This window comes from Bacillus sp. MBGLi79 (genome assembly GCF_002953915.1).
Genome location: NZ_CP026521.1, coordinates 1,517,559 through 1,537,267 on the forward strand (window position 1 = coordinate 1,517,559; position 19,709 = coordinate 1,537,267).

25 protein-coding genes are annotated in these 19,709 nt (G+C 44.9%); 19 read left to right on the plus strand and 6 right to left on the minus strand.

What is annotated here, in order from left to right; all coding sequences use genetic code 11:
* The first annotated feature begins 57 nt into the window (after positions 1–57).
* Together C1T29_RS07645 and C1T29_RS07650 are read left to right on the plus strand one after the other, a co-directional pair.
* Entirely contained in the window at positions 58–1,500 is a 1,443-nt protein-coding gene (locus C1T29_RS07645; RefSeq protein ID WP_103748885.1) for a tagaturonate reductase, read from the plus strand.
* On the plus strand, positions 1,497–2,990 hold the full coding sequence (locus C1T29_RS07650; RefSeq protein ID WP_103748884.1) for a UxaA family hydrolase: 1,494 nt from the start codon (positions 1,497–1,499) through the stop codon (positions 2,988–2,990). The genes C1T29_RS07645 and C1T29_RS07650 overlap by 4 nt, the downstream gene beginning before the upstream one ends.
* Before the next feature lie 38 nt (positions 2,991–3,028).
* Here C1T29_RS07650 and C1T29_RS07655 read toward each other — a convergent pair whose 3' ends face one another.
* The gene (locus C1T29_RS07655) at positions 3,029–3,793 is read right to left on the minus strand and encodes a sulfite exporter TauE/SafE family protein (RefSeq protein ID WP_014663623.1); all 765 of its coding nucleotides are present in this window, start codon (positions 3,791–3,793) and stop codon (positions 3,029–3,031) included.
* 222 nt (positions 3,794–4,015) lie between these two features.
* The gene (locus C1T29_RS07660; RefSeq protein WP_040083385.1) at positions 4,016–4,480 is read right to left on the minus strand and encodes a DinB family protein; all 465 of its coding nucleotides are present in this window, start codon (positions 4,478–4,480) and stop codon (positions 4,016–4,018) included.
* A gap of 148 nt (positions 4,481–4,628) precedes the next feature.
* Between C1T29_RS07660 and yjoB the strand changes: the two genes are divergently transcribed.
* The 3 genes from yjoB (at position 4,629) to phrA (ending at position 7,305) form a co-directional block, all read left to right on the plus strand.
* On the plus strand, positions 4,629–5,900 hold the full coding sequence (yjoB, locus tag C1T29_RS07665) for an ATPase YjoB (RefSeq protein ID WP_095432569.1): 1,272 nt from the start codon (positions 4,629–4,631) through the stop codon (positions 5,898–5,900).
* A 144-nt stretch (positions 5,901–6,044) separates the two neighbouring features.
* Positions 6,045–7,181: a response regulator aspartate phosphatase RapA gene (rapA, locus tag C1T29_RS07670; RefSeq protein ID WP_095432568.1), complete on the plus strand. Its 1,137-nt coding sequence runs from the start codon at positions 6,045–6,047 to the stop codon at positions 7,179–7,181.
* On the plus strand, positions 7,171–7,305 hold the full coding sequence (gene phrA, locus C1T29_RS07675; RefSeq protein ID WP_095432567.1) for a phosphatase RapA inhibitor PhrA: 135 nt from the start codon (positions 7,171–7,173) through the stop codon (positions 7,303–7,305). The genes rapA and phrA overlap by 11 nt, the downstream gene beginning before the upstream one ends.
* Before the next feature lie 30 nt (positions 7,306–7,335).
* On the opposite strand, the gene C1T29_RS07680 is transcribed toward phrA, so the two are convergent.
* Positions 7,336–7,590, minus strand: coding sequence for a YciI family protein (locus C1T29_RS07680; RefSeq protein WP_103748883.1), 255 nt, complete (start codon positions 7,588–7,590; stop codon positions 7,336–7,338).
* A gap of 121 nt (positions 7,591–7,711) precedes the next feature.
* Here C1T29_RS07680 and C1T29_RS07685 point away from each other — a divergent pair, with 121 nt between their 5' ends.
* Positions 7,712–8,665 carry an N-acetylmuramoyl-L-alanine amidase gene (locus C1T29_RS07685; RefSeq protein ID WP_103748882.1) on the plus strand — a complete coding sequence of 318 codons (954 nt, stop codon included), beginning with the start codon at positions 7,712–7,714 and terminating at the stop codon, positions 8,663–8,665.
* A 37-nt stretch (positions 8,666–8,702) separates the two neighbouring features.
* Here C1T29_RS07685 and C1T29_RS07690 read toward each other — a convergent pair whose 3' ends face one another.
* Complete coding sequence (locus C1T29_RS07690) at positions 8,703–9,080, minus strand: PH domain-containing protein (protein WP_014479546.1); 378 nt, start codon at positions 9,078–9,080, stop codon at positions 8,703–8,705.
* A 104-nt stretch (positions 9,081–9,184) separates the two neighbouring features.
* On the opposite strand from C1T29_RS07690, the gene C1T29_RS07695 reads away from it, so the two are divergent.
* Together C1T29_RS07695 and C1T29_RS07700 are read left to right on the plus strand one after the other, a co-directional pair.
* Positions 9,185–9,787 (plus strand): poly-gamma-glutamate hydrolase family protein, encoded by a 603-nt coding sequence (locus C1T29_RS07695; protein ID WP_103748881.1) that lies wholly within the window; start codon positions 9,185–9,187, stop codon positions 9,785–9,787.
* Positions 9,788–9,863: 76 nt separating this feature from the next.
* Positions 9,864–10,700, plus strand: a complete 837-nt coding sequence (locus C1T29_RS07700) for a manganese catalase (protein ID WP_014663631.1) — start codon at positions 9,864–9,866, stop codon at positions 10,698–10,700.
* 43 nt (positions 10,701–10,743) lie between these two features.
* On the opposite strand, the gene C1T29_RS07705 is transcribed toward C1T29_RS07700, so the two are convergent.
* Positions 10,744–11,340 carry an ImmA/IrrE family metallo-endopeptidase gene (locus C1T29_RS07705; RefSeq protein ID WP_069838937.1) on the minus strand — a complete coding sequence of 199 codons (597 nt, stop codon included), beginning with the start codon at positions 11,338–11,340 and terminating at the stop codon, positions 10,744–10,746.
* 161 nt (positions 11,341–11,501) lie between these two features.
* On the minus strand, positions 11,502–11,843 hold the full coding sequence (xre, locus tag C1T29_RS07710; protein ID WP_069964123.1) for an HTH-type transcriptional regulator Xre: 342 nt from the start codon (positions 11,841–11,843) through the stop codon (positions 11,502–11,504).
* Between the two features lie 178 nt (positions 11,844–12,021).
* Here xre and C1T29_RS07715 point away from each other — a divergent pair, with 178 nt between their 5' ends.
* The 11 genes from C1T29_RS07715 (at position 12,022) to C1T29_RS07765 (ending at position 19,702) form a co-directional block, all read left to right on the plus strand.
* On the plus strand, positions 12,022–12,201 hold the full coding sequence (locus C1T29_RS07715) for a hypothetical protein (RefSeq protein ID WP_003232712.1): 180 nt from the start codon (positions 12,022–12,024) through the stop codon (positions 12,199–12,201).
* On the plus strand, positions 12,188–13,024 hold the full coding sequence (locus C1T29_RS07720) for a phage portal protein (RefSeq protein ID WP_103748880.1): 837 nt from the start codon (positions 12,188–12,190) through the stop codon (positions 13,022–13,024). The genes C1T29_RS07715 and C1T29_RS07720 overlap by 14 nt, the downstream gene beginning before the upstream one ends.
* Positions 12,924–13,724, plus strand: coding sequence for an ATP-binding protein (locus tag C1T29_RS07725; protein ID WP_095432562.1), 801 nt, complete (start codon positions 12,924–12,926; stop codon positions 13,722–13,724). The genes C1T29_RS07720 and C1T29_RS07725 overlap by 101 nt, the downstream gene beginning before the upstream one ends.
* Positions 13,724–13,891, plus strand: coding sequence for a hypothetical protein (locus C1T29_RS07730; protein ID WP_014663637.1), 168 nt, complete (start codon positions 13,724–13,726; stop codon positions 13,889–13,891). The genes C1T29_RS07725 and C1T29_RS07730 overlap by 1 nt, the downstream gene beginning before the upstream one ends.
* An 84-nt stretch (positions 13,892–13,975) precedes the next feature.
* Positions 13,976–14,326 (plus strand): hypothetical protein, encoded by a 351-nt coding sequence (locus C1T29_RS07735; protein WP_014663639.1) that lies wholly within the window; start codon positions 13,976–13,978, stop codon positions 14,324–14,326.
* A complete protein-coding gene (gene xtrA, locus C1T29_RS07740; protein WP_071580556.1) occupies positions 14,323–14,529 on the plus strand; it encodes a phage-like element PBSX protein XtrA in 207 nt (68 codons plus the stop codon). Before C1T29_RS07735 ends, xtrA begins: the two co-directional genes overlap by 4 nt.
* A gap of 112 nt (positions 14,530–14,641) precedes the next feature.
* Positions 14,642–15,151 (plus strand): sigma-70 family RNA polymerase sigma factor, encoded by a 510-nt coding sequence (locus tag C1T29_RS07745; RefSeq protein WP_014663641.1) that lies wholly within the window; start codon positions 14,642–14,644, stop codon positions 15,149–15,151.
* 117 nt (positions 15,152–15,268) lie between these two features.
* Positions 15,269–16,066 carry a phage terminase small subunit gene (xtmA, locus tag C1T29_RS07750; protein WP_103748879.1) on the plus strand — a complete coding sequence of 266 codons (798 nt, stop codon included), beginning with the start codon at positions 15,269–15,271 and terminating at the stop codon, positions 16,064–16,066.
* Positions 16,063–17,364 carry a PBSX family phage terminase large subunit gene (locus C1T29_RS07755; protein WP_040083375.1) on the plus strand — a complete coding sequence of 434 codons (1,302 nt, stop codon included), beginning with the start codon at positions 16,063–16,065 and terminating at the stop codon, positions 17,362–17,364. Before xtmA ends, C1T29_RS07755 begins: the two co-directional genes overlap by 4 nt.
* 3 nt (positions 17,365–17,367) lie before the next feature.
* On the plus strand, positions 17,368–18,855 hold the full coding sequence (locus C1T29_RS07760) for a phage portal protein (protein ID WP_069149437.1): 1,488 nt from the start codon (positions 17,368–17,370) through the stop codon (positions 18,853–18,855).
* 19 nt (positions 18,856–18,874) lie between these two features.
* Complete coding sequence (locus C1T29_RS07765; protein WP_069838934.1) at positions 18,875–19,702, plus strand: XkdF-like putative serine protease domain-containing protein; 828 nt, start codon at positions 18,875–18,877, stop codon at positions 19,700–19,702.
* Positions 19,703–19,709: the final 7 nt, after the last annotated feature.

Below are 19,709 nucleotides of genomic sequence, written 5' to 3' on the forward strand. Positions count from 1 at the left end.
CATTCTTTACACGGAAAAATGTTAACGTGTGCATAAAAGAAGAGGGAGGCAATAAGGGTGCAGAAGCTGAATAAACATGTGTACGATCACTATACTCAGTATCCAGAAAAAATTCTCCAATTCGGAGAAGGAAACTTTCTTCGGGGATTTGTCGATTGGCAGATTGATCAATTGAATCAACACACTGATTTTAATGGGAGCGTGGCAGTTGTCCAGCCAAGAGGCTCAGAAAAAATCAAACGATTAAATCAGCAAGATGGGCTATATACGCTCTTTTTACAGGGAATGAAAGACGGAGAAGCGGTAAACGAGCATATGATTATCAACTCAATCAGCCGGGGAATTGACCTGTTTTCTGATTATGAGGCATACAAAGAATTGGCATCAAGCGAAGAGCTGCGGTTTATCATCTCCAACACGACGGAGGCCGGGATCGTATGTGATGAAAAAGATCGTTTAGAGGATAGGCCGCCAAAAACATTCCCTGGGAAATTAACTGCATTTCTCTACTTCCGCTATCAGGCTTTTAAAGGAGATCAGACAAAAGGGTGTGTCCTAATCCCATGTGAGCTGATCGAGAAGAACGGCGAAAAGCTGAAGGAAACGGTTCTTCATTATGCACATCTGTGGAAGCTGGAGGAAGGATTTACACAGTGGATTCATGAGGCCAATACATTTTGTAATAGTTTAGTAGACCGGATTGTCCCGGGTTTTCCGGTCGACAGCATTGATGAGATCACGGCAGAACTGGGCTATCAAGATGAACTGATAGTTGTGGGAGAGCAGTATTATTTATGGGTTATCGAGGGGCCGGATTGGATTGGAAAAGAAATTCCCTTTGCGGCTGCAGGGCTCAATACAAAAATCGTCAGCGACCTCACCCCGTATCGGACAAAAAAAGTAAGAATTTTAAATGGCGCTCATACAGCAATGACGCCAGTGGCATTGTTGTACGGCTTAAAAACTGTTCGGGATGCTGTCGAGCATCCGGAAGTGGGGCGGTTTATAAGAGAGCTGATCAATGACGAAATTCTTCCTGTTTTAAAACTGGAAGGTCTTTCTCAGTATGCTGACGATGTGCTGAACCGTTTTAAAAACCCGTATATGAAGCATTACCTGGGAAGCATTGCATTGAATTCTGTTTCCAAATTCAAAACAAGAAACCTGCCGACTCTTAAGGAATATGCTGAACAAAAGAGACAGCTCCCTGAACGCTTGGTGTTTTCTTTCAGCGCTCTTCTGTATTTTTATCAGGGTTACGAGACATTGCAGGATGATCCGGCTGTTCTTCAATTTTTCAAAGAGGTTTGGAGCCAGGAGGATGGAGACATGCTTTGGATTGCATCAAGAGTGTTAGGCGAACAGCGGCTGTGGGAGGCAGATCTCAATGAGATACCGAAGCTGACTGAGAGAGTCGCTGATTACTTGAATCATATTCATGAGCTGGGCATGCAGCGGGCTCTTGAACAATACTGCATACAAAGGGGAGAGGTACGTTGAAGTCGTTTATAAAGATTCATAAGCAAGATAATGTCCTTCTTGCTCTGCGGGATATCCAAAAGGGAGAGCGGCTGCATGCTGACGGCGTGTCGATTGAAGTAAAGGATGATATAAAAAGAGGCCACAAGATTGCATTGCAGTCTATTAAAGAAAACGACAGCATCATTAAATACGGGTTTCCAATTGGGCATGCATCACAAGATATTTCGATCGGAGAGCATATTCATGTCCATAATACGAAAACAAACCTGTCAGATATCCAATCATACAGCTATACACCAAGATTTGATGAAAATCCGTATTCAAATGAGAACCGGACATTTAAAGGTTTTAGAAGAGAAAATGGTGATGCGGGGGTACGCAATGAATTGTGGATTGTGCCAACTGTCGGCTGCGTCAATGGGATAGCAGAAAAAATGCTGCAGCGTTTTGTCAGAGAAACGGGAGATATCGCTCCATTTGATAACGTACTCGTGCTGAAACATCAATACGGATGCTCACAGCTTGGCGATGATCACGAAAATACGAAGCAAATCCTGCTGAACGCCATTCGCCATCCAAATGCCGGCGGCGTCTTGGTGCTAGGGCTAGGGTGTGAAAACAATGAACTGGCAAAAATGAAGGAAGCACTCCAGGATGTAAATCTGAATCGAGTGAAATTCCTCGAATCCCAGTCGGTGACCGACGAAATGGAGGCAGGCGTTGCTTTGCTAAAGGAAATACATGAAGCGGCCAAAGGGGATACGAGAGAAGAGATTCCGCTGTCCGAACTGAAGATCGGACTGAAATGCGGAGGTTCGGATGGTTTTTCCGGCATAACCGCAAACCCGCTGCTTGGCCGTTTTTCAGATTATCTCATTGCACAGGGAGGGAGCACGGTGCTGACGGAAGTTCCGGAAATGTTCGGTGCAGAAACCATCCTGATGCAGCGGGCTGCCAATGAAGAAGTGTTTCATAAGATAGTCCAATTAATCAATGATTTTAAACAATATTTTATCAAACATGATCAGCCGGTGTATGAAAATCCTTCACCGGGCAACAAAGCGGGCGGCATTTCTACACTTGAGGATAAATCGCTGGGCTGTACGCAAAAAGCGGGGATTTCTCCTGTCACGGATGTCCTGAAATACGGGGAAGTACTCAAGACAAAAGGGCTGACGCTTTTGAGCGCGCCGGGCAATGATTTAATCGCTTCCTCCGCATTGGCGGCGGCCGGCTGCCAAATTGTCCTCTTTACAACGGGGAGAGGCACGCCGTTTGGCACCTTTGTCCCGACGGTGAAGGTAGCAACAAACACCGAGCTGTATGAGGCGAAGCCGCATTGGATTGATTTTAACGCAGGCCTTTTAGCAGAGGATGATGTTCATGAGGAGTATGTGCTGCGGGAGTTTATCCACTATATGATTGAGGTGGCAAGCGGCCAGCTTGTGAACCATGAAAAAAATGATTTCAGAGAGCTCGCCATTTTTAAATCGGGTGTAACGCTATAATAAGAGAAGGCTATCCTTCAAGCGGATAGCCTTCTTCATTAAATCAATTTTAAACCGCTGACTAAAATAATGGACGCCATAATAAATTGCAGCGGACGCGGGGAGAATCGAGGCGAAAGATGGCTTCCGATCAGCACGCCGGGAATTGAACCAATGAGCAGATTAGCTGCCAGCATGTAATCCACGCTTCCGAAGCTTGCGTTCAAAATGCCTGCTGCCGTAACGAGAAGAAAAGCATGCGCGATATCGGTTCCGACAATCTGAGACGCTTTCATGTTGAATAAGTAGATCATGGCAATTGCAAATAATGACCCGGAACCGATTGATGTTAATCCGACGATAAACCCAAACACAACACCAATAAGAATTGTCAGCGCTCGCTTATTTTCAAGCGGCATCAGCTGCCAGCGATTGGGACGAAGCTTTCTATCCAAAAACAAACGAACGATGATTGAGATGGCAACCAGCGTTAACACATATCCTAGAGCGTGCTTAATAATTTCTTCCTGATGCTGGTGGAAGGCGGGGAACAAATGCAAGATGCCAATGGCTAGCGAGGCACTCGGAATACTGCCGATGGCTAAGTATTTTACCAATTGAAAGTTAATCGTTTTCTGCCGCCAATGGGAGGCAACGCCAAACAGCTTTGTGATCGAGTTATATACAAGATCCGTACCGACCGCGATGGAAGGGTTAATTCCAAGCACAATTAAAAGGGGAGTCAATAAGGCGGCTCCGCCCACACCCGTCAATCCGACTAAGGCTCCGACAAACAAACCCATCAATATGATGCTTACACTCATGATAAAGGCCTCCTGAAAACCCGACTATTTTTATCAGATTATATATGATTAGGTCACGTTAATCAATTAAATTTTTTGAATTTTTGCACGTTAGCTGTTTGAAATTTTGGTATGCTCCATATCTTTATTCATTTGCCCTATAATGAGTGTCTGGTCGAAGCCGGGAAGTGAGGCGGAAGCATAAAAAAAGATACCTTTTAACAGGTATCTTTTTTTCGTACGCTACATGCGCTGCTGATAGAAAGGAAGTTCTGTGTGGCCCATTTCCCGCACATAAACGAACAGGTTGCCTTTATGGTGAATTTCATGTTCCATTGCAAGCTGAAGCAGCGCGCGGCCAGTGACTTTTCTGCCGAAAGCGGATGTCAGATCAATTTCTCTGTCCAGCTGTTCTTCAGTCAGCTGTTCAAGGATAGCGACCGTTTTGTCCGTATATGTTTTTGCCAGAACATTGAGATCGGTTTCTGTTTCTTCCTGCTTGTTTTGAAAAGGTGAAGCATTGCCTTCTTTAATGACATTTGCGAACAAGTGGAACGACGTAAGAATGTGTTTGACCAATTCTTCCGCTGACATTGATGTTTCTGCCGGTTTGTAGCTGTAATGGTCTTTGCTGATTTTTTCAGCAAGCTCATTCGTCACGTTTCGATGGGATAAAAAATGGCTGACAATTTGATTGGATTGGCTCATTATGATCTCCTCCATATGTAAAAATAAATGGTGCAATGAAATCCTATATCAACGGTTACGAATTCACAAGTAATATGCTGTGGGATGAAACAAAATGCTATGTCAATCGTATATATAACGTTCACAAAATATGAAATGGAGTATAAACATGACAACCATACCTTTCATTTATCAGTACGAAGAAAAAGAGAATGAAAGAGCTGCAGCGGGCTACGGCACTTTCGGTTACCTTATCACACGGATTGAAGAAACGCTTTATGATCAATACGGTGTATTCTATGAGCTCTATGCCAGTGATGACCCGAACACGGAATACTGGGAGCTTCTTGTAGAAGATGTCCGCAGCGGTTCATTGGAGCCTGAGCATGTGGCATATATATTTGAAAAGCTTGAAAAGAAAACCTTTGCTTACGATGAAGATGAAAAAGAACCGGATTATACCGTTCATAAGTCTATAAGAAACAGTGTATACGCGTATCCTGAAAAGGGAGTTGCTTTTGCCAGAATTCCTTATTTTCAAGATGGGAGCATCATGAGTTTCGATTGTCTGTTTGCGGTTAACGATGAAAAGATGCGTGCATTTCTGGAGGGAGTCAGACCGCGTCTCTGGGAAAAAAGCAAGCGGAAAGTGACCGTTTTTACGGATGGAGATGGAGGGACTTCAAGAGAGCAGGAAGCCATTGTCAGAGAGGTTCAGCGGAGTCAGGTAATCATGAATCCGCTATTGAAAAAAGAGATATACAGATCAATTGATCAGTTTTTTCATAGTGATAAATCGTTTTATCAAACGTATGACATCCCTTATAAGCGCGGCATTCTGTTATATGGACCTCCTGGAAACGGAAAGACGACATTAGTGAAGTCGATCGCAGGCAGTATCGATGCACCTGTTGCCTATTGGCAAATTACTGAATTTACGTCGAGCGAGACAATAGAAGAAGTCTTTCAGGCAGCGAGACGCCTCGCTCCTGCAGTTCTCGTCATCGAGGATATAGATTCGATGCCGGAAGATGTGCGATCCTTTTTTCTCAATACGTTGGACGGCGCGACATCAAAAGAGGGGCTATTTCTCATCGGCACGACAAACTATCCCGAAGAGATCGATCCAGGTTTGATGAATCGTGCAGGACGATTTGACCGTGCCTATGAAATCGGGCTTCCGGATGAAGAGCTGCGGCTGGAATATATGAAAATGAGAGGCTTTGACATCTTTTTGAGTGAAGAAGAAATAAAAAACGCCGCAAAGCTTACAGAAGGCTTTTCCTTTGCACAGCTGGGAGAATTATATGTATCTTCAGCGCTTCAATGGCACCAAGAAGGGGATCATCATATTGAAACCATGGTGAAAGACATGACAGGAGAGCAAAGAAAAAGCCGGCAGGGAAGCTGGATGGAAAGAAACAAAGTTGGTTTTCACTAAAAGAAAGCACGGGTTTTTGAAAAACCCGCGCTTTTTTGTTGCGGTTAGCCGAAATTCGACAATTGCGGTTATTTTGCGTTCTTCTTTTTCTTGTAAATATGATAAAATATGACATATCTCGGGTAATTCAAAAGGGGGGATTAATTGAGGATGAAGCAGACGATTCCGTCCTCTTATGTCGGGCTTAAAATTAATGAATGGTATACTCATATCCGGCAGTTCCACGTCGCTGAAGCCGAACGGGTCAAGCTCGAAGTAGAAAGAGAAATTGAGGATATGGAAGAAGACCAAGATTTGCTGCTGTATTATTCTTTAATGGAGTTCAGGCATCGTGTCATGCTGGATTACATTAAGCCTTTTGGAGAGGACACGTCGCAGCTGGAGTTTTCAGAATTATTAGAAGACATCGAAGGGAATCAGTACAAGCTGACAGGGCTTCTCGAATATTACTTTAATTTTTTTCGAGGAATGTATGAATTTAAGCAGAAGATGTTTGTCAGTGCCATGATGTATTATAAACGGGCAGAAAAGAATCTTGCCCTCGTCTCGGATGATATTGAGAAAGCCGAGTTTGCTTTTAAAATGGCTGAGATTTTTTACAATTTAAAACAAACCTATGTTTCGATGAGCTACGCCGTTCAGGCATTAGAAACATACCAAATGTATGAAACGTACACCGTCCGCAGAATCCAATGTGAATTCGTTATTGCAGGTAATTATGATGATATGCAGTATCCAGAAAGAGCATTGCCCCACTTAGAACTGGCTTTAGATCTTGCAAAGAAAGAAGGCAATCCCCGCCTGATCAGTTCTGCCCTATATAATCTCGGAAACTGCTATGAGAAAATGGGTGAACTGCAAAAGGCAGCCGAATACTTTGAGAAATCTGTTTCTATTTGCAAGTCGGAAAAGTTCGATAATCTTCCGCATTCTATCTACTCTTTAACACAAGTTCTGTATAAACAAAAAAATGACGCTGAAGCGCAACAAAAGTATCATGAAGGATTGGAAATCGCCCGTCAATACAATGATGAATTATTTGTGGAGCTTTTTCAATTTTTACATGCGTTATACGGAAAAAACATTGACACAGAATCAGTCTCTTACACCTTTCAATTTCTTGAAGAACATATGCTGTATCCTTATATTGAAGAGCTGGCGCATGATGCTGCCCAATTCTATATAGAAAACGGACAGCCCGAAAAAGCACTTTCATTTTACGAGAAAATGGTGCACGCACAAAAACAAATCCAGAGAGGAGATTGTTTATATGAAATCTAAATGGTTGTCAGGTTTGTTGCTCGTTGCGGTCGGGTTCAGTTTTACTCAGGTGATGGTTCATGCAGATGACACAGCAAACACAGAGGGGAAAACATTTCATATTGCTGCACGCAATCAAACATGATGCATAAAAAAAGACCCTTAGGGGTCTTTTTTATTTCAGCTTCCATTCTTTTATCGTCAGCTCAGAAGATCCGCTTGCCACCAGCGGATCTTCATGCCCGATTTCCGCTGCCTCTTCCAGCGAATCTGCTTCGATGACATACGCTCCGCCTGTGGCGTCGCTGAATGGCCCAAACATTTTTAAGCGCTTTTCTGACTGTAAGCGGTCCAGAAATTCATAGTGCCCAGCCACATGCTCCTGATTAAATTTCTCCGTTCTCATTGTGAGCATTAAGTATGTATCCATATTCAGCCCTCCCATTGAAATTCAGTTTAACACATTTAACCATATAGCAGTTATAGATGATATGAGCTTTTCGTCCTACGAATGCCACCTATTTATGAAAAAAGAAAAGGAGAGATGATAGGTGAGCATTCCAGTAAAGAAAAATTTGGTTTCTGAGGCGAAATACGCATTGAAGTGTCCGAATGCAATGTCCGCTGAATACATTACCATCCACAACACAGCAAACGATGCGTCAGCAGCCAATGAAATCAGCTATATGATCGGGAACACAAGCTCGACAAGCTTTCACTTTGCGGTCGATGATAAAGAGGTCATTCAAGGTCTGCCGCTTGACCGAAACGCCTGGCACACAGGTGACGGCACAAACGGTCCGGGGAACCGCAAATCAATTGGCGTTGAGATTTGCTACAGCAAATCGGGAGGTCCAAAGTATGGGGCAGCTGAAGCCTTAGCGATTTCATTTGTCGCACAGCTTTTGAAGGAGCGCGGCTGGGGAATCGATCGGGTGAGAAAGCATCAAGACTGGAACGGAAAGTACTGCCCACACCGCATTTTATCAGAGGGGCGCTGGGATCAAGTGAAGGCGGCGATTGAAAAGGAATTAAACGGGAGCGTATCAGCGAAAAAGACAGCAGTCACTTCTTCGGCGTCTGAATATCATGTAAAAAAAGGCGATACACTGTCAGGGATTGCCGCGTCCCACGGAGTCAGTGTAAAAACGCTGCAAAGCATCAATCATATCACTGACCCAAATTACATTAAAGTCGGACAAGTGATCAAACTGCCTCAGACGGCATCTGCTTCTAAAAGCCATGCCGCATCCTCATATCCGCTCCCATCCGGGGTGATGAAAGTGACAAGCCCGCTGACGAAAGGGACAAAAGTGAAGCAGGTGCAGGACGCTTTAGCCGCCCTTTATTTTTATCCTGATAAAGGAGCGAAAAATCACGGCGTTGACGGCGTCTATGGCCCGAAAACAGCAAATGCAGTCAAACGTTTTCAGTCTGTCAGCGGTTTAACGGCTGATGGGATTTACGGTCCGAAGACGAAAGCGAAGCTGGAGGAAAAGCTGTAATGAAAAGACGGAAGCTTCACAGCTTCCGTCACTCATCTTACATACAAACTGCGGCAAGCACCTTTTGAATATCATAAATGCTTTCATCTTTTTTAAACTGCTTTGAGACGGCGGGAAGTTCCGCGCCAGAGATCCAAATTTTCAGCTCTGAATCAAGATCAAAGCGGCCGGCAGTTTCCACGCTGAATCTGGAAATGCTTTTGTACGGAATTGATTGAAACTCCGTTTTCTTGCCTGTGATTCCCTGCTTATCTACAAGAATAAGCCGCTTGTCAGTAAAGACAATCAAATCGCGAACCAGCTTAAACGCGGCTTCAACCTTCTCACCCTCAAGTAAAATATGAGCAAGCTCTTCTTTCACAGCAGCCGTTGACAGTGTTGACGCATTACCTAGTAAACCATCAATAAATCCCATCATATACCTCCTGTCCGTATTCTATCAAATCATACTATAAAAAGGTTTTCATTCATAGAAGAGTAGAGTAAACTGATGCTGACTGGAAAAGGAGGGCGTTCAAAATGAAAGATCGGTATGACAGCTTTGCGGCCCTTTCTGCTTCTGAATCGGAGTACCGGATTATTTATGAGGAAAAAAACGGAAGTGAACTTATCGTCCTCGGTCCCCACGGCGGCAGAATTGAGCCTGGTGTCAGTGAACTGGTGCGGGCATTTTCCGATCGATGTTCCATTTACTTGTTTGAAGGTGTAAAACAGCGAAACAATCGTTCTTTGCATCTCACTAGCATTCGTTTTGATGAGCCGCTGGCTTTAGAAAAAGTGAATGCCCACGATTACGCATTAGCGTTTCACGGGTATTATGATCCAAACATCCCGCATACATTGGTCGGCGGGGCGGATCGCAAAAAAGCCGAGCGCATTTGTGAGCGTCTGAATGAAGCGGGTTTCAACGCCGAACTCACTAGTGAGAAAGGTCGGCTGGCAGGTGTACATCCAAACAATATTGTCAATCGGACGAAGAGAGAAATGGGGCTCCAATTGGAGGTGAGCACTGCACAAAGAAACGCGCTGTTCTGCAATTTTGGGTGCCGTGATAAAAGCTACATACAAAACGATTTGTTTGATCGATATGTGGAAGCCGTCAAACTTGGCTTTTATAAATAAAACCAGACGGGACATGCACGGTCGGCCCATTCCTTCATACGCTGGGGGTGTGCGAAAGTGTAGGGAGGAATGATTCATGTTTTATCATATAAAAGAGCTTCAATATCAAGCAAAGCCAGCTCATCCCGATCCGGTTTATGCGAAAAAGCTCCAAGAGGTGCTGGGTGGCCAATACGGTGAGATCAGTGTTATGATGCAATATTTGTTTCAGGGTTTTAACTGCCGTGCAGATGCGAAATATAAAGATTTGCTTTATGATGTCGGTACAGAAGAGATCGGGCATGTGGAAATGCTTGCGACGATGATCTCCAGGCTTTTGGACAATGCACCGGCTGATGTGCAGGAAAATGCTTATAAAAGTGATCCTGCTGTGGCAGCGGTGTTGTCCGGAATGAACCCGCAGCATGCGATTGTCGCAGGTTTAGGCGCGATGGCGGCTGACAGCGAAGGATATCCATGGAATGCCAAATATATTATTTCAAGCGGAAATTTGCTCGCAGATTTTCGCGCCAACTTAAATGCGGAATCCCAAGGGCGCCTTCAGGTGACACGGCTTTATGCCATGACCGATGATCCAGGGGTAAGAGATATGCTGTCATTTTTGATTGCAAGGGATACTTATCATCAAAATATGTGGTATGCGGCCATTAAAGAGCTGGAGGAAAGAGAACGGGATATTGTCGTTCCGACGACGTTTCCGCGTGAGCTCGAAAAGCAGGAAGTCTCCTATGATCTGTTTAACTTTTCCAGGGGGGATGAAAGCTCACAAGGAAGATGGGCACATGGGGAAGCCTTTGATGGCCGGGGTGAATTCAGGTATATCCCGGCTCCGATTGCGTTCGCATCTGCGCCTCATCTTAAACCGGCGCCAATGTGGCTGCAGAATACCATTCCACCGATGTCAAAATATTAATATCTCTGCCGGGCTGAGGATAAACGTCCCCAGCCCTTTTGGATCAAATGTTTTTACCGACATGATAGAAAGCTTTTTCCTCTGCGACTTGCAAGTGCTGCTGATCGCTTTCCTCGTACGCATTTGGCCGCTTGTGAGCTAATAAATAAGCGAGCCGCTTCTGAAATTGAATACCTGCTTTACGCCGTTCAAACATGTCAAGCCTTTTTTCAGCAAATTCCTTTGTTACCCGGAATACCGCCGAAATTGTGGCGAGTGCCTGGCTTCTCCATTGCGGCAGTTCCATCTGCAACAGCATAAAGGTTGGCACACAGAAGTGGTACATAAATTGATTCGCCTGAAATTCCTGTAGTTCTCTGAAGAGCTTGTTCATCTGAAAGTGATTGCCTGCATGCTTTAACACGTGGCACAGCTCATGTCCAAAATCCTCCCATTGCTCTTCCCGTGACTTTTTTTGGTTCAATACGATACTGTACATGCCGTCGTATTTCACCATCATGCTCCCCATATCCTCAAAATGCACCCAAATATCCAGGTCCTTTGCGATTTTCAGCATGTCAATGTGATGAGGGGATGTGATGCCCAGACGGGTGTACAAATTTTTAACGTATTCCTCCAGATGTGATAAGTAATCGCCCAATTGAATACTCCCTTTCGAACGTGTGTTCTGTTTTTAGCGAGAAAGAAAAGCCCGTATAGGACTGGAAAGTAGTGTAGAAATCTTTCCCTTTTCTTTAAAAAATAAACACTTTTTCTTTATATCGGTCTACTTTTTATATGTTTTAGAGAACAGAGAACGATTTATTTATTTTTCGGTTTGCGGTTTTTCTCTTTTTCTTTTAAATAGTTGATAAATTCGATGGCCTGCTGTTTGCTTTCTGGGGAAAAATCCTGCATATCACGGTACGCAAGCTGCAGGTCCGGATCTGAGAACATATCGTCGTCGGATTTTTTGTTTTTACCCGTTAATAAGTAATCAGTCGTGACTTGAAAGTAATCAGCCAGCTTTTGGAGTGTGTCGTAATCAGGTTCGCTTCGCCCGTTTTCATAATGGGAATATCGTGCCCGTGACACACCGATGTGTGATGCGATTTCTTCCTGTGTCCTTTTCCCTCTGAGACTCTTCAATCTGCCGCCTATCATACTATGACCTCTCTTTTTTAAACTCCCTAAGTTACTTATGATTATAGATACAATATGTATCAAAATAAAGTTATGATAAAAAAAGTATCAAAAACAACTTGATGATACAGATTGTATCGTTTATACTTGGTAACAGTTGATACGAAATGTATCGAAAACAAATCAGGAGAGTGATCACATGTATCCAATCCAAATTGTTTTTAGTGAAAATCCCATAGATCAGCGCCATCTCGGACAATCCGGCGGCACCATTTCGTTTACGGCATGCGGCCTTCCGGTGTTCCACTTTGAAACGCAAGAGCAGTTTCAAGCATACATGATGTTAAAAGGAGAAGCGGCGTACAATGAAAAACGATAAAAGCTATCCTTTTCCGATGTATTCAGGACTATTGAATTCAGAACATTATGACAAAATCGGACCGGCACTATGGCTGTTTCTCTGGTTTATCAGCTCAACAACAAAAGAAATCGAAAAAGACGGCGTAAGCTGGGGCATCGTACTCGGCCATAAGCCATTAAAAGCGAGAGAAATGGCGGCAGTCTTCGGTGTAAGTGAAAAAACCGTCAGAAGGTGGCTAGAGCTTCTCGAAACCCATGAGTACATAAAGGCAGTCCGTGCGCCATACGGACTGGTGATTTCGGTTAAGCATTCCAAAAAATTCGCCTTCAGATCGGACAAAATGGTGCACCGGAGTATAAAAGAACGGTCATTTTCGCCGCAGACACCGGACACAAGCGACCGCACAGATAAAGATAAAACAAACAAATATACTGCTGCTGATGAGGCAGTGGATCACATTGCGAAGCGGTTTACAGAATTACGGTCGGCTCAAGAAGGACGCACCGTATATCCTTCCTCAAGAGATTATCAAGCCATCGCCCGCATTGTTGCTATCGGCGTTCCTGTCACGCAAACAATCAAATGGCTTGAGGAATGCTTTCAAGCTTTTGAAAACCGGCGGACTTCCGCTTCAGAAACAATCAAGGCCTTTCGCTACTGCTCGAAATTCATTGAAGACCGATTTAACGCGCAGCAAGCCAAAAAGAATGTTGCAATTCAGCATGAGAGGATGAAAAAACATGACAAAACGAACAATCGAACAGATTTTAGACGAGCTGAGAAGAGGGAGACGTCCATTACTGGCGGACAAACCGGCCGAATTAGACGCAGGCCGGTATGATTGCCTGCGCTGCAAGGACCAGGGAGGTTATCTCGTCAAGCAGAATGGCCTGGAAGTCTGGACGATGTGCAGCTGCATGGCAGAACGGAAAGTGAAGCGGCTGCTGGGGGCAAGTGAGATTACTCACGCTTTCAGACAGCTGGGCTTCAAGGAATTCCGCACGGAGGGAAAGCCGCAGGCCATAAAAGACGCGTTTGAATGTACTAAAGAGTATGTGGCGGATTATGGACAAATCAAGGATTGCCGGAAAAACAGCATTGCCCTTCTAGGACAGCCCGGTTCAGGGAAAACGCACCTTTTGACCGCCGCTGCCAATGAATTAATGAGAACTTGCTATGTGCCTGTCATTTATTTTCCGTTTGTGGAGGGCTTTACCGATCTGAAAAATGACTTTGACCTATTAGAAGCAAAGCTGAACCGGATGAAGCAAGCGGATGTGCTGTTCATAGATGATCTGTTTAAACCGGTTAACGGCAAACCCCGCGCTACAGATTGGCAATTAGAGCAAATGTATTCGGTACTCAACTACCGCTACTTAAATCATAAACCGATTTTGCTTTCGAGCGAGCTGACAATTGAAGCACTTGTACGGGTCGATGAAGCGCTCGGCACGAGAATCTACGAAATGTGCAGTGACTATTTAGTGATTATCAAAGGGGCAGCCTACGAGCTGAACCATAGATTGGAGGGCGTCAGATAATGTGCAAGCTTTGTCAGACAAAGAAAGTCATTGTGGAGCATACAGGGATTGGAGTCGTTTTTCATCCATGTCCGAACTGCCGGTCCGGCACTGATTTAACGCCTGTCATTCAAAAGCTGGAGCAAATGCTGACAGCGGGAAAAGCGAGGCTGAATGTCCGTGATTAAACAGCTGACTGCCCTGATCGCTTTGCTGTTTCGGGCAAAGCGAACAGAAAAAAACATTGAACAATGGTATAAGGATGACGGGAAGTGAAAGTGTTGGAAAAAACAAAACAGACAGAGAAAAGCCCTGCGCCGTGGCATGCTGTCCCGTGCGGGGATACAAAACCAATCTATATTTATTCAGCTTACAGTGAAGAAGAAAAAGAAAGATTTCCGTATTCAAACGGGCGGCTGATTGCCGCTGTATTTGACCTCAGCTCTTATTCGCAAAAAAGCAATGCCGCTTTGATGGCCGCTGCGCCTGAATTGCTGGAAGCGTCTAAAGCAGCTCTTGATTTTCTGAAGGGAAATGCTGTTCATTCAAAGGAGCGCATCATTCAGCTGTTAGAAAAAGCCGAAGCAAGCGCTGCACCGAAAAAGGGAGGAAAAGAAACATGATTCATCCTAAAAAACTGCTGCATATTGATTCCATCACGCTGGAGAGCCAGCTGGAAGACGGAAAAATCCGTGTCATTATTGTGGATGGCATCAAGCAAGAAGCATGGATTACAGAAGCGCCGGAGCATGGAAAAACGCTCGTTGAAACAAGAAAGGGCGACCTTGCCCGTGTGGAATTTGAAATCGGCTACAAGTTAAATTAAACGAAAACAGAATACGTCCAAGACGGAAAGCCTGCGGACACTGATCAACTGCACAGCATTTGTGCGTTGATTGGTGTCCGTTTTTTATTGCAAAAATGAGGAGGATCATAGAATGCAAGACTTACTATTTGAATATAAACGCACGCTCAAACAAACAAGAACACAATATAAACCGCTCGCTGAGGCAGATGAATCCGTGCTCTCAGCTGAAGAGCTGAAGGATAAAAAAATTATCAGAAATATAATTACTGATCTTGAATATGTAACAGAATGGCTTGAAAAAGGAAGACAGCCCGGCATCAGACGGGCGATTGACCGACGTGATGCGTACCAGCGGCTTATGATTAAGGATCCGAGAATCATCGAATCATTTTCCAGCGCTATGATGTTTGAGCCGGACGGACAGGTATCAGAAGAAGACAGAGAGAGAATTCAAGCAGCATTAGCCCTGTTAACGGACAGAGAAAAAGAAATGTTTTTGCTGCACAAGGTAGAATGTTTTTCTTATGAACGGATCGCTGATCTTCTCGGCGTAAAAAAATCAACAGTGCAAACGACGATCAAACGGGCGATTGGAAAGATGCAAAGACAGCAGGAAGAATTGAATCGATCACTTGCATGAAAGCTTGTCATACGTTTGCCACCTATAAGTGAATAGAGCATGACACATAAGCGGCTGGGATAATCAGCCGCTTTTATGAATAAACAACCATGCTGGAGGTGGCGGTGATGCCGTAGCATGAAAACACAACAGCGCGAACAAGCATTAGCAATCTATCAACAACATCAAGGAAAGATCACAAATCGGGCGATCGCGGACACCATCGGCGTTTCCGCGAAAACAATCGGCCTCTGGAAAAAACAAGACAAATGGAAAGAGGCCCTGTTTTCTGCGTCCAAAAACGAACAAACACAGCGCCGGATAGACAACGATGAATTAAATGAACGCCAGCGGCTGTTTTGCCTGTATTACGTCAAAAGCTTCAATGCCACGCAGTCAGCAATCAAAGCGGGCTATTCTCCGGACAGCGCTCATGTGACGGGGAGCCGGCTCTTAAAAAATGAAAAGGTCGCTGCTGAAATCAGACGCATAAAAAAAGAAATGGTCAACGAGATGTTTATTGAAGCAATGGATGTGCTGCAGGTTTATATCAAGATCGCGTTTGCGGATATTACGGACTATGTGACCTTTGGAAAAAAAGAGGTCCAGGCTGTCGGGAAATCGGGCCCGCTGTTTGATGAAGATGATAACCCCATTATGAAGGAAATCAGCTTTGTCGATGTCAAAGACTCCGGGCTCGTTGACGGCACCATTGTAACGGAAGCAAAGCTTGGCAAAGAAGGCATTGCCATCAAGCTTGCAGATAAAATGAAGGCGCTTGAGAAGCTATCCTTATATTTTGATTTGTTTCCAGATCAATTTAAACAAAAGATTGAAAATGAGAAATTGAAGCTTGCCAAACAAAAAGCGGAGAAAACAGATGACAGCCAAGAGCCGATTGAAATTATTGTCAAACGAAAAGAGCGCAAGTCATGATTGTAAAAGAAATCAACCCGCACTTCGAAGATTACGTGTTCAATTGGGAGCAGACGTACCAGTTTCTCGTCGGCGGTTATGGATCATCCAAAAGCTATCATACCGCATTGAAAATTGTGTTAAAGCTGCTGAAGGAAAAACGGACGGCCCTTGTCATCCGCGAGGTGTTCGATACCCATCGGGATTCGACCTTTGCCTTGTTTCAAGAGGTGATTGAAGAGCTCGGTCTGACAAAAGCTGTGGCAGCCCTTTCTTCCCCGCTGCAGCTGCGATTTCAAAATGGCAGCCGGATCATGTTCAAAGGCATGGACAATCCGGCAAAATTAAAATCGGTTCATAACATTTCATTAATATGGATTGAAGAGTGCTCAGAGGTGAAGTATGAGGGATTCAAGGAATTAATCGGACGTCTTCGCCATCCTGAGCTGAAGCTTCATATGATCTGTACCACCAATCCCGTCGGCACCTCCAATTGGACGTACCGGCATTTTTTTCGAGATGAACGCAATAAACGGTTTGTGCTGGACGACAGCGAGCTTTACGAAAAGCGGACGATTGTGAAGGGTGATACGTATTACCACCATTCCACCGCTAACGACAATCTTTTTCTCCCGGAAAGCTATGTGAAACAGCTTGACGGACTCAAAGAGTATGATCCCGACCTGTACCGGGTTGCCCGCAAAGGACGATTCGGCGTCAATGGGATCAGGGTGCTGCCGCAGTTCGAGGTGCTCCCGCATGATCAAGTAAATGAATCTATCGCAGCCATCAGCAAGCCGATTTTTCGTACAGGCATGGATTTTGGATTCGAGGAATCCTATAATGCCGTCGTCCGGCTTGCTGTCGATCCTGAAAAAAAATATCTCTACATTTATTGGGAGTATTATCAAAACAAAATGACAGATGACAGGACGGCTGAGGAGCTTCGTGAGTTTATTGATACACAGGAATTGATCAAAGCCGACTCGGCTGAGCCGAAAAGCATCCAATATTTCCGCCAGCAGGGCTTTCGGATGGTTGGAGCCAGAAAATTTCCCGGCTCGAGGCTTCAATATACCAAAAAGGTAAAACGGTTCAAAAAAATCTTCTGTTCGGACCGCTGTGAAAATGTCATCTATGAGCTCAAAACGCTGACGTATGCTAAAGATAAAAATGGGGCTCTGATAGAGGATGAATTCACGATTGACCCGCATACGCTTTCTGCCATTTGGTATGCACTTGATGATTATGAGGTTGCTGATATGAAAGAGACAGCACACAAACGAATCCGGCCGAACCGAGAAAGGAGGAGGTCATAAATCATGCACAATCAAACAGTCAGAGCAACTGTATTTAAAGCCAATGCCGCCGCTCCTCAGACAAAGCAAATCTATGAAGATGACTTTTCTGAGCTGTACGGTGAGGACATTATCGCTCCTCCCTATAATATCCTCGAGCTCAAAACCATTGCCGAATACTCGACCATTCTGCAGCAATGCATTGATGCGTACAGAGTGAATATTACGGGTTTTGGCTTCGATGTTGAGTACACATTTGATGTCAACGCGAGTGATGTCGATCAGGCAAAAAAGAAAAGAGCGGAAAAAGACTGGGCCAGACTCGAAGCCTTTTATAAATGTCTTCACTTTGATGAATCAGCTGAAATGATTTTAGGCTATGCCATCGAAGACAGAGAAAAAACAGGCAACGGCTTTATGGAAGTGCTTCGCGACGGGGCGGGAAAACCGGCCGGCATCGAATATTTAGATGTGAAATATATGCGTGTATGCGGAGCCGGTGAGCCTGTTGAGGTCTCATTTATATATGAAGAAAACGGGAAAATGAAAAGGATCAAAAGGCAAAAACGCTTCCGAAAATATGTGCAGATGATCAATGGAAAGAAAGTATTTTTTAAAGAATACGGCGATCCGCGAAAAATGGATATGCGCACTGGTGAATATGTAAACACATTGGCAGAGAAGCATCAAGCGAATGAAGCCATTCATCTCAAAATCGGAAGCGGCGTATACGGTGTGCCCCGCTGGATCGGCAATATTGTCAATTTATACGGAGCCCGAAAAGCAGAAGAACTCAATTTTATGTATTTTAAGCAGGGGCGCCACGTCCCCGCTGCGATTACAGTGGAAAACGGGATGCTGTCAGAAGCTTCTTACCGGGAGCTGCAGGAATACATGAATGATCTTGAAGGCGTTGAAAACGCCCATAAATTTCTCCTGATCGAAGCCGAAGGAATCGCAAAAGAAAAGGATCTCCACGGAGGCGAGGATATTACGCCGGTTTCTGTGGAAATCAAATCCTTGGCGGAAATTCTGCAAAACGACGCCTTGTTTCTTGAATACGATGAAAAAAGCAGAAATAAGCTGCGTTCGGCGTTCCGCCTCCCGCCGCTGTATACAGGCGAGGCCCAGGAATACAACCGGGCGACAGCGGATACGGCGAGAAAAATTACGGAGGAGCAGGTCTTTCAGCCGGAGCGAAAAACGCTCGTGAATAAACTGAACACACTGCTTTTGCCGGAGCTGAATATCCATGACGTCAGGCTGACATTAAAAGGACCGGACTTTCGTGATCCGCTTGAGATTGCGAAGGTGCTCGGTCCTTTTATTACAGCCGGAGCAGTCTCGCCGAATGATTTACGCGACCTTGCCGGACGGGTGCTTGGCAAAACACTGGAGGAGTGGCCGGAGGACATTTATAAACGGCCTGCAGGACAGGATGCGGAAAAGACAAACCTGACTGCGCTCATGCAGGAGTTGAAAGAAAGCATCGAAGATATCAAAACGTCCTGAAGGGAGGTGAATCAAGCAGGTGGCGCGCGAATTAAGAAATGCCAAAATCAGCTTTGTCAGTTATGTGGACAAGGCGGCTAACCAGACTGAATTTTTCTTTACGAAGTCAGCCGGGCCTCCGTCATTTGAAAAAAAGGTTCGGCTGTTTACAAAAAGTGAGCAGGATGAACAAAAGCTTGTGTACGGAATCGTGTATGAGCCTAATGTTCCTGATGCCCACGGTGATTTTATGACCGCCGAGGAAATTGAAAAAGCAGCGCACGGTTTTCTCGCTGAAGCACGGGAGATTGATATCAATCACAGCTTTGAGGGCGGAACCGGCGTCGTGGTCGAATCCTATGTGGCGCCCGATGATTTTATGATCGGGTCAAAGCGGATTACAAAGGGCTCATGGGTGCTCGTGACAAGAGCGTCAGACGAGGTGTGGGAACAGATCAAGGCTGGAATCATCACCGGTTACAGCATGGCAGGCACTGCAGATGTGTATGAGGAAGAACCGGTTGAAAAAGCGGGATTCCTCAGTGTATTCAAGCAAATGCTTGCTGACAAAACAGGGAAGGAGACTGAAGAAATGAGAAAAGAAGACATGAAAGAATCATTTGAGCATGCGCTTTACCCTCTGCTCAAACGGCTTGAGCGGATTGAAAAAAACACAGACACGGAGGAAAAGCCGGAGCAGACGGGTGATGACGAGCGTCTGAAAAAGCTCGTTGAAGACATGCTTGCCCCGCTGATCGAGCGCATCGAGGCGTTGGAAAAAGCGCGAGGCGCGTCTAAGCAGACAGCGGACGATACGGGCGGCAATACAGAGCAAGTCAAAAAATCAATCTGGAGCGGACTGCTGTAAAACCAGT